At 42.1% G+C, this 14,860-nt stretch carries 13 protein-coding genes and 2 tRNA genes; 4 read left to right on the top strand and 11 right to left on the bottom strand.

Annotated features, from left to right (window positions below; translation table 11 throughout):
* Nucleotides 1-390: 390 nt before the first annotated feature.
* Nucleotides 391-567, bottom strand: coding sequence for a hypothetical protein (locus tag R7Z78_RS00005; protein ID WP_019280745.1), 177 nt, complete (start codon nucleotides 565-567; stop codon nucleotides 391-393).
* 296 nt (nucleotides 568-863) lie between these two features.
* Complete coding sequence (locus tag R7Z78_RS00010) at nucleotides 864-1,121, bottom strand: hypothetical protein (RefSeq protein WP_169644533.1); 258 nt, start codon at nucleotides 1,119-1,121, stop codon at nucleotides 864-866.
* 267 nt (nucleotides 1,122-1,388) lie between these two features.
* Here R7Z78_RS00010 and R7Z78_RS00015 point away from each other — a divergent pair, with 267 nt between their 5' ends.
* On the top strand, nucleotides 1,389-2,270 hold the full coding sequence (locus tag R7Z78_RS00015; protein WP_169644535.1) for a helix-turn-helix transcriptional regulator: 882 nt from the start codon (nucleotides 1,389-1,391) through the stop codon (nucleotides 2,268-2,270).
* An 801-nt stretch (nucleotides 2,271-3,071) separates the two neighbouring features.
* On the opposite strand, the gene R7Z78_RS00020 is transcribed toward R7Z78_RS00015, so the two are convergent.
* The 5 genes from R7Z78_RS00020 to R7Z78_RS00040 form a co-directional block, all read right to left on the bottom strand.
* A complete protein-coding gene (locus R7Z78_RS00020; protein WP_169644537.1) occupies nucleotides 3,072-3,494 on the bottom strand; it encodes a DUF2787 family protein in 423 nt (140 codons plus the stop codon).
* Between the two features lie 62 nt (nucleotides 3,495-3,556).
* The gene (locus R7Z78_RS00025; RefSeq protein ID WP_169644539.1) at nucleotides 3,557-4,114 is read right to left on the bottom strand and encodes a hypothetical protein; all 558 of its coding nucleotides are present in this window, start codon (nucleotides 4,112-4,114) and stop codon (nucleotides 3,557-3,559) included.
* 29 nt (nucleotides 4,115-4,143) lie between these two features.
* Nucleotides 4,144-4,533 (bottom strand): hypothetical protein, encoded by a 390-nt coding sequence (locus tag R7Z78_RS00030; protein ID WP_169644541.1) that lies wholly within the window; start codon nucleotides 4,531-4,533, stop codon nucleotides 4,144-4,146.
* Between the two features lie 79 nt (nucleotides 4,534-4,612).
* Entirely contained in the window at nucleotides 4,613-5,803 is a 1,191-nt protein-coding gene (locus R7Z78_RS00035; RefSeq protein WP_169644543.1) for a site-specific integrase, read from the bottom strand.
* Between the two features lie 153 nt (nucleotides 5,804-5,956).
* The gene (locus R7Z78_RS00040; protein WP_212734075.1) at nucleotides 5,957-7,549 is read right to left on the bottom strand and encodes a hypothetical protein; all 1,593 of its coding nucleotides are present in this window, start codon (nucleotides 7,547-7,549) and stop codon (nucleotides 5,957-5,959) included.
* Between the two features lie 789 nt (nucleotides 7,550-8,338).
* Between R7Z78_RS00040 and R7Z78_RS00045 the strand changes: the two genes are divergently transcribed.
* Entirely contained in the window at nucleotides 8,339-9,268 is a 930-nt protein-coding gene (locus tag R7Z78_RS00045) for a CHAD domain-containing protein (protein ID WP_104976066.1), read from the top strand.
* A 69-nt stretch (nucleotides 9,269-9,337) separates the two neighbouring features.
* Nucleotides 9,338-10,126 (top strand): lipase family protein, encoded by a 789-nt coding sequence (locus R7Z78_RS00050; RefSeq protein ID WP_104976065.1) that lies wholly within the window; start codon nucleotides 9,338-9,340, stop codon nucleotides 10,124-10,126.
* A 74-nt stretch (nucleotides 10,127-10,200) separates the two neighbouring features.
* Here R7Z78_RS00050 and R7Z78_RS00055 read toward each other — a convergent pair whose 3' ends face one another.
* From R7Z78_RS00055 to R7Z78_RS00070, 4 genes are all read right to left on the bottom strand, one after another.
* Nucleotides 10,201-10,455 carry a hypothetical protein gene (locus tag R7Z78_RS00055; RefSeq protein ID WP_005375990.1) on the bottom strand — a complete coding sequence of 85 codons (255 nt, stop codon included), beginning with the start codon at nucleotides 10,453-10,455 and terminating at the stop codon, nucleotides 10,201-10,203.
* Nucleotides 10,456-10,585: 130 nt separating this feature from the next.
* Nucleotides 10,586-12,109 carry an alpha-amylase gene (amyS, locus tag R7Z78_RS00060; RefSeq protein ID WP_104976064.1) on the bottom strand — a complete coding sequence of 508 codons (1,524 nt, stop codon included), beginning with the start codon at nucleotides 12,107-12,109 and terminating at the stop codon, nucleotides 10,586-10,588.
* Nucleotides 12,110-12,416: 307 nt separating this feature from the next.
* Nucleotides 12,417-12,490, bottom strand: a tRNA-Cys gene (locus R7Z78_RS00065).
* 36 nt (nucleotides 12,491-12,526) lie between these two features.
* Nucleotides 12,527-12,613, bottom strand: a tRNA-Leu gene (locus tag R7Z78_RS00070).
* A gap of 550 nt (nucleotides 12,614-13,163) precedes the next feature.
* On the opposite strand from R7Z78_RS00070, the gene R7Z78_RS00075 reads away from it, so the two are divergent.
* On the top strand, nucleotides 13,164-14,795 hold the full coding sequence (locus R7Z78_RS00075) for a methyl-accepting chemotaxis protein (RefSeq protein WP_104976063.1): 1,632 nt from the start codon (nucleotides 13,164-13,166) through the stop codon (nucleotides 14,793-14,795).
* The last annotated feature ends 65 nt before the right edge of the window (nucleotides 14,796-14,860 follow it).

Here is a 14,860-nt window from a genome sequence, read left to right on the forward strand (position 1 = left end):
AATACCAAAATTACATATCGGCTTATCAGAAACTTTCCAAACTAAATATTAGCCCACGAAGAGGTATAGTTTTTGGGAATGGTTGTACAGACTCAGATATATCTTCAATTTGATCTGCTCCAGTCAGAGTGGACACTGAACTTAAGTGAATTTTCCATACTTGAAGTTATTCGTGTTTTGCTACTTTAAGTAGAAACTCTAAGTAACTTCTGTCCAAAAATAATTTGGAGACACTCAGAACTCAAAAATCAAGTGTAATCACTGCGTGAACGAAAGTGGACGACATTCCTTAATGAGTCATTTACTAAGGAAACACGTCCACTTTTGTGAGCCTCATTGCCCCTTAACAAAAAAAAGCAGAGGGTTCTCCCCTGCTCTTCTGGCGCTCAGTCAATCATCTATAACCTCGTCGGCGACAATACCGATCAAAAACCCAGCAACTCCACCAGCTAAAGCACCGTAGGCCCCATAGTACCTAGCTCCGAGAGCTGCACCTATTTTCGCTGCACGAATACCTGTGTTCTTTTTGGATTGGGATGACGATTGTGAAAAGGTTCTGCTTTGCATGTTTGCCTCTTTTATATATGAAAAAGGACCATGCTCAGTAAAGAACATGGTCCTCTAATTTTTTGTAACACTGCTTAGTGAGAGTGACCACACACCTGACAGCTACCATCATCATAAGCACGCTCACCGCATGCCGGACAGGTTGTTACTAGGGTTGTGATTGATTTAATCGTCATATAAAGACTCCTTATTGTTTATTGGATGAAGTAATGGGGTGTTGCGAAGCTCATTGATACCTCGGCCTAGAGAGTCCAATTCGAAACCGATGTACCTTGAGCCAAGCTCCGCAACGAAACTTATTGTGCTTTACCTTTAGGGGTATCTAGACCGCATTTCGCCACATCCATGACTTTGCCATTCATGGTTCCACAGGCATCGGCATACCACTCAATACGTGGGCCAGACTGAGAGTAAACTTGTTTACCTGCTTTCCCATTCCAGGATTTTTCTATCTTCGAAATGTCAGCCGGATTACCGCCGAGCGTACCGCCAGCGAATGATGATGTGGTAGCGAATAGACACGTTAGACCTAGCAGGATGATTGATTTTTTCATTGTGTTGTTTCCTTGAATACGTCATGACGCCATCGGTAAAGGCACCGAAAGCGAGAATGGTTAATAGTTTAAAGAGGGTGATCGACAGGTAGTGTCGAGACGAGTGAATCAATTTCACTCAAGTTATATATGCCTTGTCAGACATACGCTGTGGCGACCAATAAAAGCTATAGCAATATCAGTAACCTTATGAAGTTTAGCTAGAAATAATCGGATTCTCTCAAAGCACGACATGCCCTGACGAGTGGTCTATCTAAAATGCGTAGCATGAAAGAACACGACACCCTAGCGAAAAGACTTGGTATTATTTTGACCCGTTTGAATACGGGAGAACGGCTATATCTGGAAGAATTGAGGCGAGAGTTCGGTGTGAGTGAAAGAACCCTGCAGAGGGATTTCAATGAGCGATTAAATTACCTCCCTATTCAACGCGAAGGTGCATGTTATTTTCTTGATCCAAAAGTCTTGGGTAAGCAGACTAACCACGAAATATCAACATTACTTGCCAACATGGGACTCGACACCCTGTTTTCAGGCAAGCACTACCTGAGTAACGGAGTGCTTAACAACAAACCGACGACGCCGTTTCTATTCAAGAACCCACGGATTGAAGACATCAGCGAAAACGCTTCTATGTTCCAGAAACTTATCGAATCGGTTCAACTACGGCACGTAATCAGCTTTGTCTGCGATGGACAGGCCTATGATCAGTTCCACCCATACCGGTTGGTGAACGATAGAGGACTCTGGTATCTCGCCGGAGCACACAGAAACCGCCTAGATTTACTCAGAGTTGCCAGAATTTCCGAGTTAGTCCGATATGAGGACAAATACTCTCCCGATACTAACGTCGAGCAGAGCATCACTGGTTGGCGATCAGATGTTGAGTTAATAACTCCTGTTGACGTGGTTATACAGATTCGGGGACGAATTGCCGATGCCTTCTTCAATGAAAGCACCGACCATGATTTTCGAATGTTGAAAGTACTGGATTCCGGAGACGTATTAGCCTGTAACCAAACCAATAACATTCCACACTTGCTTCGTCAGCTAAAGGCGTGGCTTCCTGATGCAGAGGTATTGTCACCCGACTGGTTGCGGTACCAGTTGAAGCAAGAACTTCAGATCTACCTGAACACCGTCATGTAAAAGCCACAGTTCCTAGTCAATCACCGTCTAAATCTTGGTGTTGGCTGACATCTCCGTCGTAGACACCCCGCTACATAATCAAGCCGCGAGTTACCCAACTCCTCGGCCCTAGCCTTGAACATTCCAGTATGAGCCATTTTCTTGTCTTTCCATGCTCCGCATACAAAGCCCTTGACTTGATGGAATCGTAGACTGATACCGAATAAGGGAAAACTTAAAACGTTGCTATTTTTTAGTACATCCTAATAAACTAATAAATAACCCGCTAGGGGCCGAATTGTTAATAATATATAGCTATTGAAATTACAGATTCAATCACCTCTGGCTATCGTTAGAGTGCATCACGTTTAACGAAAATTGTCCGTTTGGCGATCCATTACCCTTCCTCATTGCCAGTAATAGTAATGGGGCCGGAATAGCCGATTACTAATCCGTCCCCCATCAACCGGCCAGTTCACCTTATAACAATGTGATTTAGGCTCCGTGGCCGCTTTGACCTTCCACAAACACAACGCACCTGTTTTCAGCCCTTGCTTTTACATGTAGCCATGAGTCGAACGCTAACTTTCTCGGGAATTTTCCCTGACAGTTCCAACTACTGATTTGACACAAGGTCATTCAGATCTCCTCCTTTGGCTTTGAAGTTCAAGGATTTTCTAATCCCTTGGCTCGGTGACCAGTAATGAAAAGGCAAAAGCCATCGCACCTTGTTTTCACTGGCATGATGGCTTGTCCAATGTACAGACCAGAGCAACGTGAAAATTTCTCCTGTTCATTTCTTGTCCCGGTCTGGTCGTTCCTTCAGTCCACAGTTAGCTTAACGTCATCGTAAGCTTCCATTGCTACATAGCTGATAAAGTTAGCCTGGTAAGTTTTAAAGAAGTCCTGCACATCTGGCCTGCTTAGTGGTACTTCGCCCATGAACCGGATGAAAGCGACATCGTGAGTCACATCGAAATCAATTTCTTTCTCAAGTTCAGAGTAAAGGCCAGCATAGGAAAAGTCAGTCAGGTAAGCCAGATGCCAGCAGTTATCTTTTTTCTCAAAACGTAGCTCTACTGGGTGAAATCCTCCATCTTCGGGTGTATATAAACTATCACGGTAATTAAGCGTAATTGCGGTAACGTCATTGTTGATTTGATGTTTACTGACTTCTTCATTAATTAGTTGTTTAAAAGCATCAGACACAGGTAGCCCTAGCTTTTCGCCATAGGTCAGTTTCATAATAATTTCTCTTTGATTTTTCGAGGATTGCGCTCTTGATTAGTGCGCAGTATGAAAGGGGTTTATGCGGTAGTTTCGGTGGAGGTGTCAGCGTCAACTAATGCGAGCAGTTGATCACGACGTTCATCAAAATTTGTCGACAGAACGTGAAGAAACAGACTATTCGGCGCAGCCTTTATTAGTCCAATCGTATCAGATCTCAGTGCACTAGCTGTAAACGAGGGATTATTAGCACTTCCGCCGATTATTGCTGGTTTTAACACTGTACTTTTAAATGATTTATCTTTGTACTCCTTAAGAATATTTATCAATTTTCTTATTGAAATGAGTTCTTTGGTAAATAAGCCCCCACTATCATTGCCCGTTAGCTTTAGATGCAGTTCTTCATCTTCTATTGTTTTGACCAAGTCGAAATAAATGTAACTCTCGCTCTTTGGACTAAGCTTTTTAGCTTTCCCTGATAGCAAAGTGGCAGTATTCTCACACTCTATTGCTTCCTGATTACCTTGGTCTTGTGTCTCTTGTACTTTCTCCGGTTCCATTCCTGTCTGTAAGTTTTCTTCCATAACTTCTACCTCGCTATCGGCTTTATTTTTATTACTGGCGGTTTTGCGGGACATAGATATTTATCCTTATTGTTTGGCTTGAGTTATAGCGACTCTGCGTGCGGTAACAAAACCTGTACAGGGTGAGACGTATTTGATGTCGGACTAACTAAATAAACGCCGCCCCCTGCTGATGTGATGATGGCAAGGGCAATGATAAAATCCGTGTCAGTACTGTTAATAAGGTAAACCGTTTCGGGGTAGTTTTGTACAAAACGAATAAGATGCTGAACACTCTCTGGTTGCTGATTAATGGATTCATCCGTATCTGACTCTTCGATTAATATCAGGCTAGTGCTAACCTCTTGCCAGAATTCAGCAGTAATTACATCATCAAATTCGAATGGTTCAGTCATGTGGTGTCGTAAAGCTGCTATCGTCTCTTTCGATAATGGTAGAGAGTCAAGCTCATTGAATTGTGTGATTATTTTCATTTTCAAAACTCCATATATAAGAAAGCCCGAACTCATTCGTTGAGTTCGGGCTTGATATGTTGATTTAATATCGAAGCGATTAGGCTTCGTCGATTAATTGGATTAGAACTTGCGAAGATTGACGAAGAGACTCATTCCCAGCTCTCGCATAACGCATTGTGCTACTAATGGACTTATGGCCGAGAAGTTGCTTTAGCACACCAACATCAACGCCTGCAGATATAAGTGATGATGCATAAGAGTGACGTGCTGTATGAAAAACGATCTGATCGGGTTCTTTAAGCATCAATTCTTTTTTGATCTTGTTGAACAAATGTCGAGGTTGGCTGATGTGTGACTTTTCTTTTTGCCCTGGAAATACATATGGGTTCCCCTTCTTCTTGAGCCTTAGCAAAAAACGAAACTCTTGAATCGCCTGGGGTGTAAGCTGGATCTGGTGTTGAAACCCATTCTTTGAGTCTTCCCTTGGTATACGCATCACACCATTTTCAAGGTCAATATTTGGCCAACGAGCAGCCCTGAGACTGCGTTCTCTGCATCCCAGCATGAAAAGCAGAATAATAAACCGGCTACGAATAGGACAATAATCCGGTTTTCTTAGCTCTTCGAAAATCCGTTTTATCTCCTGAGGCGATAGCCATCGCTCCCTAGCTCCTGTTTCTGGAAACAACTTAACACGAGCCGCAACGTTGGGAATGGAGTACTCTTCTTCTATCATGCGGCCCATTAGCTTGAGCAAACATAACACACGGTTAATTGTTGAACGACTTAGCTTCTTACCACGTAAATGAACCTTATCCATCAATCCTGCAACCATGGACTGTATGTGTGAAACTTTAAGCTGGTCATAACTGATATCCCAAATATCAACACAGTGGTTAAATCTTGCTATATCATGACGCCAGCTTTTCTTGCGTGACTTAGAAATTTTAATGAAGTGATTGTTGAAGTATTCAGATACAGTAGGTATGTCTGGTTTGACGGTTGAGTTTTTTGGATCTATTCCTTCAGCAACCATTAGCTTAATACGTTGCGCTTGCTTCCTTGCATCCGCCAAGGAAACTTCTGGAAACGTACCAAGAGATAAAGAGCCTTTTTTACCATTCAAAGTATATCGAACCAACCACTTCTTTCGCCCATTTTTACCAACCAGAACCTTGAAGCCCGATAATTCGGAACAGGAATACTCTGCTTCAGTGGACCGAGAATTAGGATCATTGGAAGGTAAGCTAGTGATCTTAGCCGTAGTGAATTTAAAACGTTTCTCCATATTAAGTGAACCTCTTTACTGGCTTACTCAATAAGAATATATGTCTAATTTTTGTACTAATCCGGAAGAAAGTCGGACACGAAGCCTAATGTAATACAGACAAGTCAGGCTTCACATCTATTCCAGGTTACTGACAAAGAAAGTTCAACTGTTTTACTCTCTCAACGTATCGTACCAAAAACTACCTTCAGGTGTTTTCCGGTCATTCCCTACTTTAATAACGGTAATTCCTGAATGGTCTTTCAACCTCAATCTTTCTTGATAATACTCTTTAAGCTTTAAATCAGATTCTGCACCAAAGTCATTTGTGTAGTGAAAAATAACTAGTTCCTTTCCATCATCTTCTATACAAGAACGGAATAGGCCATTAATATGCCCGTCATCCACATTAAAACCATAGCCTATAACTGCGACTACATCAGACTCCTTTAGGTTATTGTATAATTTCACATAACGTTCAGACATTTTAATTGATGTGAGAGGTTTAATCCCACTTTGAGTAAATAAAAATGGAACTGTAAAATGCTGACTATCGGCTGAGATTTCTTTAGATACAATAGTATTTAGGTAAGGATCATAGCAGTCATCAACTGAACCATTCAAATAATAAACATCTTCATCTGATATTGTTCCGATAAAGTTGTTATAGTTCGTTGTACCAATAGCCTTAATTTCATGCTCTTCTTTAATATTTAGAATATCATGATAGTAACCATCACCACTTATTATTTTCTCATGGAATTTATCAGCTATAGATGATATATATCGTTGAGCCGTATTCAAAAATATATTTATCTTGCAAAATTTGGCCCAATCTGTTTTTGGGCTATAAAGATAGCGCCAGTTAGAATCAATCAGTGATTGATAGTCTAGTGAAGCAGCAAAGATATCTTCAAGAATTTCTAGGGCAAATGCACATATAAGGTGTTCATCACTTGTATCAGCTGTTATTGCAATTGGCTCGCCATCTAAGATAACTTCGAGGCCTGTCAAACCTGCCCCTCTATAATCTAAAGAAAAAATAGCCCCGAGATCATCAAATATGTCAATCTCATCAGGTTTCTTTTCAAAAATGCCATCATTTAAATTATGCACTAATTCTTCGCCACAAGCCCCTATAAGCAGCTCAAGGACAGAACGACAAAAGTCACGGCACCTTTTTCTTATAAAGAAGTTTTCATCCGTGGATGGGAGCTCAAGTGCTTTCAAGTAACTCGAGAAAAAGTCGCTTGAGAACAGTTGATTATAATCTCCCAAAATACCAGAAATTCTAATTTCATGGCTAAATGTTTCTGAACCAAATGATATACCCAAAACCCTTTCAAAAGCTTCGCGTATGTTTCTATCAAATGTTTCATCAAACTTACGGGCTAATTCTGAGACTCTAGAGTCAAATTCTGATAGATATCTAATAATATCAAAACGTTTGTACTCTAAACTACTTTTAACCAAGCTTTCATATTGAGTTCTACCAAATGATGATATGGGCTTCTTCTCATAGTCTTGTGGTAGCCAATTCTTGGCATAATTTGAGCGTTTATTGACTTTTTCCCTTGCTTCTCTTAACCGTTTTTTGTCTTCAGCAACATCCATTCTAAATATGTCGAGGGCAAATTTCCCTCCTGACGGTAAACCATAGCCAATTTCGGCACCAGCACCAAAAAACAATGATACTTTACTCATTAACTCGCCCTTTTCCAAATATGAATCTTGAATGTCTTCAACAAACAGGTTTTCGATAGACATATTTCAAGCTGATCTTTAGCACACAATCATATCAACACGCTGCATAAGAAAGATATTCCAGCATGCGCATACTTGCCAAAAATTGTGAACTGATAACGTTTGGGCCGGGATGATTACTAGTTAATTTTCTATAAAGTGGACACTAACCCTTAAGTAAAAACTTTTATTAGGTTTCGCGTCCGCTTCATCACGCCCCACCAGACCGGACACAGACAAGAGACCCACAGCAATTCAGCCTTGGCTATATTGGCACGTAAATCACGCACAGTTCATCAGCACAGGAGATTCTTGACACTTTAATCGCACAGGAAATCTGCACAGAGAACAGGAGATAGACAGGAGGTAGGTTTGAGGAGAAGGCTTACCCTGAATTTCAGGTACAAAAAAACCAGCATTAAGCCGGCTTGATATGATTTTTACTGATTACGACACCGCAATTTTTCTAGGATTTTTAAATCCCTTGTGTCTACCAATTCCACCACCAGGGCAACGCAATCATGCGATGGGTTAGACACCATCTGTCTCTGCGGCCTTTGCCGTGAGAACGAGGCGTACTTTAACGGATTAATTTATCTGGTCAACAAAAAATTAGTCTTTTTTATTCAAATGGTTAAAAAGCCAACTCAAACGAACAAAGGGCGATCATTTTGCTCACAAGAACATCAGCATGCTTTGCTCTCGTTTACTTTGCTTCATCACTTCATGTCAATGAGGAATCGACAAGTCGCACAAATTGGCAGTATGCGTATAAACTTAACTCGTACTGCAGGGGACAAATAAGCGCTCATCATGTTTCGAAAGTCATCATTTCAATTACCGCTACACACTGATTCCGAACTCGACTTCGTAGTGCCTTACTTCTTCCTTAGTGAATTTGATTATGCACGCTCTCTGGAGCTGGGAGTCATCGAAGACTTGGATCCTGAATATACACACCAGTATCGCGTCACACTAAGGCGCATACGCTCACTATGCTTACTACTTCGCGAACTGATCCCTCCTTTTGAGCAGCGTATTTTGAAACCTCATTTAAAAATAATGATGAAGAAAACAAATAAGCTGCGTGATTTGGACGTATTTATCTTGGGCAAAAAACAATACATTGAAATGCTCCCAAACCACAAATCGTCTCTTGAGCAGCTTTTTGGCTTTATCGAAGCCGAACGTGCTTACGAACAGGCAAAAGTTACGCGTTGGCTAGCTACAGAAGAATACACAACGCACTGCACTTTGGTCAGGAATAGTCTGCTGCGAAGTACGCAACACGAACGAGTGGATAGCAACGTACCTGCGTTACTCTTCGCAAGCCAAAAAATCTCCGATCAATTTAAAAAAGTTGATAAAGCACGACGCAAGATCTCGGACAAAAGTCGTGACAGTGTGATTCATTCGATGCGGATAAAGTGCAAAGCGCTGCGTTATTTGTTAGAAGGATTTTCCACGCTCTATCCTTCCCAACAGCACAAAAACAACGTGAAACAACTAAAACTATTGCAAGACAAGCTCGGTGACTTTAACGACACTTCAAGTCAAATTGAATTTTTCGCACAACTCAAAGAGACAGCAAATCTCAATAAACAAGATCGTAAGGCTTTGAAAAAGCTAATTAACGTACTTAGCGAACATCATGAACTCTCTCGCCAAACCATCTTGACGCATTTAAGCCAGTTTGAGTCTTTCATTCGCGATACCAATACACAGAATCTCTACCGACCCTAAATCAAGGTTCACGTATTTTTAATATTCATTAATTACAGTCAACCGTTAGGCTCCACTAAGAAAGTTAACGTGAAACCATTAAAACGATACCAATACGAGCGCTATGCGGTGCTTTGTAATCTCGCCTACCCTCGCGTCTTCAGACAAACTCAATATGGATTCGATCCTAATGGGCAACGAGTCATTAGAAATGAACACGGTAAGATTATGATTCGCGTGCTCTGGAGTAAAAAACAGAGTGAAGTGGTCGTAGTGATTAAAGGCTCACACAGTATCAGTGATTGGTTGTTGAACTTCGCGATGTGGACGAGAAGCTGTCGAAGGTTGGGACTAAACTATCGCATTCACGCGGGTTTCTATCATCTGTTGTTCCAAGAAAGTTTACCGAGCCGGAATGAAGATCGGTTAGGGTTGACCGTGATCGAACGCCTCGAAGGTATCGTTGTACCGCTCATTCTTAGGGGAAAAAGAATCACTATTACTGGCCACTCTTCAGGTGGCGCGATTGGCAGTGTTTTTGCTGACTATATTGAGAAAAAATACCCAAAAAGCATTAAACGCGTGGTCACTTTCGGACAGCCCGCTGTCGGGGATTGGACGTTTAAGAAACGCTACCGTTTGGGGCACAAAACATACAGGATTTGTTGCGACATCGACATCGTGACCTTTATGCCGCCCGTACCTTTTTTGTATTGGCATGTAGGCAAAATGCTATGGTTATATAACGGGAGAATATACGAGAACACCCCAACGCTCATACGGCTTGGGCGCTCCTTATTTAGTTGGTTAATGCGACCGCTCTCTTATCACTTTATGAGTAAATACATTCGCGACAAAGACTTTTTTGATGAACGCTGAGTTAAACATCCGAAAGGTATGACGTACAGACACGAAAAAGCCGGACTTCGCCGGCTTTACGATTAAGTGGTGATCTACAGAGAGGCAATTTCTTTTTCAAGTTGATATTTGTTATCTGTGACAATTCGCTCTAACACTTCAACACGTCGCTTCAAGTCACCAATTTGCTTGTTAAGGTTATCTTGTTCTTCTCGGCTCATCGTATTACGTTCAGATATCTCCAACGCTCTTACTTCTTTACGATGGTTCAAGATTAACTTTATTATCCCGCCCCCAAATATGGCACCGAACACAATAGCCACAACCAATACATCAGCAATAGATTCCATTCTTTATCTTCCTCTAGATTATGCTCAAATATAAGTTACTCATTTGTAGAATGAATATCAAATAACACATTGATTCATTGAAAAGTTTTATTAAGAATTGCCTACTCTGTATCAAAATCACAAGAATGGATTATTCAACGCCAACCCAAACCGAGACAGATCCGCCGTTTACTGGGAACTCAGCCCAACCATTCGCATCAGTCCAAACTTCTTCAGTTCGGATACCCAACTTGTCTACGTAGCGAGCACTTGGTTTACCCGTATACATCCACTTCGAGCCGCCTGGTCCATCGCTCATGATCACGGCCATTGAATGTGGATGCTCTGCATCACCTTCTCGAGTCCAACCAATTACGTCCCAGTGGTCGAGATAAGAATGTTGTTTGCCATACGCATAATCTTTACGCAGTGTTACTAGCTCTTCAATGTAAGGCACTTTGACCATGTTGATGTCATGCCCTTTATCACTGTACTGCGCGCCGTAGTAATCTGCATAAAACACGGATGGATAACCTTCTTCACGCAATAAGATAAACGCGTAAGCGAGCGGCTTAAACCACCAATCAACCGTCGACTCCAAAGCCTGCAAAGGTTGAGTGTCATGGTTTTCTACTAAGGTTACCGCTTTGACTGAATTGTCCTTCATCAGCGTACCATCCATGATTTGACGCATATCGTAGCTACCACCCGATTTAGACGCATTGTAGAAGTTCATATGTAACGGTGCGTCGAATAGAGACATGCTGCCAGAAGTTTTGGTGATAAAGTTATGCAACTGATTAACATCGTAGTTCCAGTACTCTCCGACCGTGAATAGTTCTTTCCCTGTTTTCCAACGTAGGTGATCAATCCATTCTTGCAGGTATTGATATTTGATATGCTTCACCGCGTCCATTCTAAACCCATCCACACCCGTCATGTTGATATACCACTCGCCCCAGTCTTTCAGCTCTTGCTTCACTTCAGGGTGATCCATGTCTAGATCAGCGTACATAAGGTAATCGTAGTTGCCTTTTTCCGAGCTAACTTCCCAATCCCATGCCTTACCCTCACCTTTGAATTTGAAGATAGCTTTTTCTTCGCCAGCATCGTCCCAATCCACGCCATCAAAGTGGTACCACGTCCAATGAAAGTTTGAGTACTTGTCGTTGCGCCCAGGGAAATCAAACTCTACCCACGCTTCAATCCATTTATCACCAAGTTCAATATTTCGGTTGTTCCAATCTACTCGCTTGGTATCAACCCAAGACTTTCCATCCGCACCACCGCGATGGTTGAACACCACATCGCCATAAATCTGGATATTGTTTTTATGGGCAGCATTGATGGCGCTTAGGTACTGATCTTTGGTGCCATACTTGGTGCGCACCGAACCTTTTTGATCAAACTCTCCCAAATCGTACATATCATAAACGCCATAACCGACGTCGTTGCTACCACCAGCACCTTTATAGGCGGGCGGCAACCATAACGCAGTAAAGCCGTTGTCAGATAGTGCCGAAGCGTTGTTTTCAACTTGTGTCCAGAGTGCACCGTCATTTGGCACATACCAATGGAAATACTGCATCATGGTGCCATTTTGTGCCGCCATTACAGGCGAACTGAGCAGCAAAGTTAAGGGTAAAAGTGTAGGTTTAAGGTTGAATGTTTTCATTATTTTTCTCTCACGTTAAGGACTAGAATCCTCCTTTCTGCATATACGCACCAAGCGATACTAACTATGACGCTAGCTAGGTTGCTGCCTGTAATACAAAAAGTTCGGATTACAATCGAAGAGAAACTATCACCAATCACACTATACAATTATTGAGTTGTCTAACATTTATAAAATCAATGATTAGCGCGTTAAAAATATTGAATGGTGATCAAAACATGGGAGACTTTAGGAAAGCGCGAAGGGTTACGAAAAGGTGGACTAAAAACGAAAAAAGCCAGTCTTTTAAGACTGGCTTTCGAAATAGTGGAGGCGCCTCCCGGAGTCGAACCGAGGTCCACGGATTTGCAATCCGCTGCATAGCCACTCTGCCAAGGCGCCTTTCTGATTTTGTATCTCTGTCACCAAAGATTTTGATGGTGCCCCGGGCCGGACTTGAACCGGCACAGCGCGAACGCCGAGGGATTTTAAATCCCTTGTGTCTACCAATTCCACCACCAGGGCAACGCAATCATGCGATGGGTTAGACACCATCTGTCTCAGCGGCCTTTGCCGTGAGAACGAGGCGTACTTTAACGGATTAATTTATCTGGTCAACAATAAATTTTATCTTTTTGATTTAAGTGCTTAAAAAGCGATCTGCCTAGTATATTTGGCATTCAATTAGACCAATAAGCACCCGTTCCCTTTCATTAGCTATAAAGCCATACGCATATTAGTGTCCGTAACTGCTTCGAGGTAAACACGCGACTATCACGTTATGAACGCTGATCTTTTCATCGTTGTAACATCTGTAACAATTTAATTCCCTACTCTTGGCACGATTGCGTACAGAACATCATATTTTGTTACCGATAACTTTATATCGAATGTGGTCGTACCTTTATAAAATCATTGACTTTTTTTATTTTCAAACAAAGCTCAATTCATTATCGAAAATATCAATAAATAATGGTACGTTACACGAGTTGCAGTAATTTAATGGACATATATCACATATAAGGATGTGGTTTACTTTGGCGACACAACATAAGAAAAACAAGGTATATCACTAATGTCTATCAAGAATCTTTCTATAGCGAAAAAGATATCGCTATCGTTTTTACTCATTGCCATCGTCAACATTGCATTTGGCGTGTTTTTATCTACAGAGCTCAAAAGCATCAAATCTGAGCTTTTAAACTATACCGACGATACGCTTCCTGCAATGGAAAGGGTCGATTCGATTCGAGATCATTTGTCTCGCTGGCGCCGAGCTCAATTTGCTGCGTACACTTATGAAGACGCAGACCACGTCAAAACTAAAATTTCTAACAATATTAGAGAGCGCGAAAAGATCACTAGAGAGCTCAACGCTTACGGTGAAACTATCTGGCCTGGCGAAGAGCAGCAAACTTACCAGCGTCTTATGCGTCAGTGGAAAAAGTACTTGGTTACTATGGACCAGTACAATGAAGCGATGCTAGCTAACGACAAAAGCAAGGCCCACCCTATTTTGGCGAACTCTTTGTCTGCTTTCGAAGCGGTTGACTCAGAGTTAGGCGAACTAATCCGTCTCCTTAAAGAAGCTATGGATAGCAACAAAACTCATATCCTGTCCTCTGTAAATGGATTGAGTAATTCTTCAATTGCAAGTAACGTGATTATTCTACTGATCATGGTAGGCATGACATACGTGCTGACTCGCCTAATTTGTGGCCCACTTAAACTTGTTGTTGAGCAAGCAAATGCCATCGCGACAGGTGATCTATCAAGTGACATTGACCGTAAAGCAATCGGCAATGACGAGCTTGGTGAACTGGCAGACGCGACCACTAAGATGCAAGACGACTTACGCCAAGTTATCGATAACGTGATTGCTGCAGTTACTCAGTTAAGCAGCGCTGTCGAAGAGATGAACCAAATCTCCGATATTTCTGCGTCTGGTATGAAAGATCAACAGCTGCAAATTACGCACATCGCAACAGCAATGACAGAAATGAAAGCGGCCGTAGCCGATGTTGCTCGTAACACTGAAGACTCAGCGAACCAAGCTAACGAAGCAAACCGCCGCACACAACACGGTGTTCGTGAAACCCAAGATATGGTTGACGCGATTCAAGAAGTTTCAAACGTAATTGGCGCTGCAGGCGATACCGTAGCAGAGCTTGAACAGCAATCGAATAAAATTAACGTGATCGTGGATGTTATCCGCGACATCGCCGATCAAACCAACCTACTTGCACTTAATGCAGCCATTGAAGCGGCGCGTGCTGGTGAGTCTGGTCGTGGTTTTGCCGTCGTTGCAGACGAAGTTCGAACGCTTGCCGGCCGTACGCAAGATTCAACGAGTGAGATCACTTCGATCATTGAGCAGCTACAATCACTTGCAAAAGACGCAAAATCAGCCACTGAACTTTCTAGAACCAGTATTTCAGAATGTGCAGAACAAGGCATTCAATCAAAACAGCTGATGAGCGACATTGAGCATTCGATTTCGGACATCTCAGACATGGGTACCCAAATCGCCACGGCTTGTAACCAGCAAGACTCTGTTGCGGAAGAGCTTAACCGCAGCATTGAAAACATACATTTGGCATCTCAAGAGGTCTCGCAAGGCTCGGAGCAAACCGCACAGGCGTGCCGCGAACTAAGCCAGCTATCCATTTCTCTTAAAGATGTAATGAGCCGCTTTAAACTGAGTTAAACTCAGTGGATACCTTAGTAGATACCAAATCAATCCCGATTTGCTTAAATTGAATGTCATCACTG

It is taken from the genome of Vibrio sp. 1167 (assembly GCF_033340375.1).
In the GTDB taxonomy this organism is placed as follows: domain Bacteria; phylum Pseudomonadota; class Gammaproteobacteria; order Enterobacterales; family Vibrionaceae; genus Vibrio; species Vibrio alginolyticus.

Coding starts and splice junctions, on each gene's coding strand:
- R7Z78_RS00055 (WP_005375990.1), bottom strand. CDS start 10,455: ATGGAATCTATTGCTGATGTATTGGTTGTGGCTATTGTGTTCGGTGCC.
- R7Z78_RS00075 (WP_104976063.1), top strand. CDS start 13,164: ATGTCTATCAAGAATCTTTCTATAGCGAAAAAGATATCGCTATCGTTT.
- R7Z78_RS00045 (WP_104976066.1), top strand. CDS start 8,339: ATGTTTCGAAAGTCATCATTTCAATTACCGCTACACACTGATTCCGAA.
- R7Z78_RS00010 (WP_169644533.1), bottom strand. CDS start 1,121: ATGAAAAAATCAATCATCCTGCTAGGTCTAACGTGTCTATTCGCTACC.
- R7Z78_RS00025 (WP_169644539.1), bottom strand. CDS start 4,114: ATGTCCCGCAAAACCGCCAGTAATAAAAATAAAGCCGATAGCGAGGTA.
- R7Z78_RS00015 (WP_169644535.1), top strand. CDS start 1,389: ATGAAAGAACACGACACCCTAGCGAAAAGACTTGGTATTATTTTGACC.
- R7Z78_RS00030 (WP_169644541.1), bottom strand. CDS start 4,533: ATGAAAATAATCACACAATTCAATGAGCTTGACTCTCTACCATTATCG.
- R7Z78_RS00040 (WP_212734075.1), bottom strand. CDS start 7,549: ATGTCTATCGAAAACCTGTTTGTTGAAGACATTCAAGATTCATATTTG.
- R7Z78_RS00020 (WP_169644537.1), bottom strand. CDS start 3,494: ATGAAACTGACCTATGGCGAAAAGCTAGGGCTACCTGTGTCTGATGCT.
- amyS (WP_104976064.1), bottom strand. CDS start 12,109: ATGAAAACATTCAACCTTAAACCTACACTTTTACCCTTAACTTTGCTG.
- R7Z78_RS00005 (WP_019280745.1), bottom strand. CDS start 567: ATGCAAAGCAGAACCTTTTCACAATCGTCATCCCAATCCAAAAAGAAC.
- R7Z78_RS00035 (WP_169644543.1), bottom strand. CDS start 5,803: ATGGAGAAACGTTTTAAATTCACTACGGCTAAGATCACTAGCTTACCT.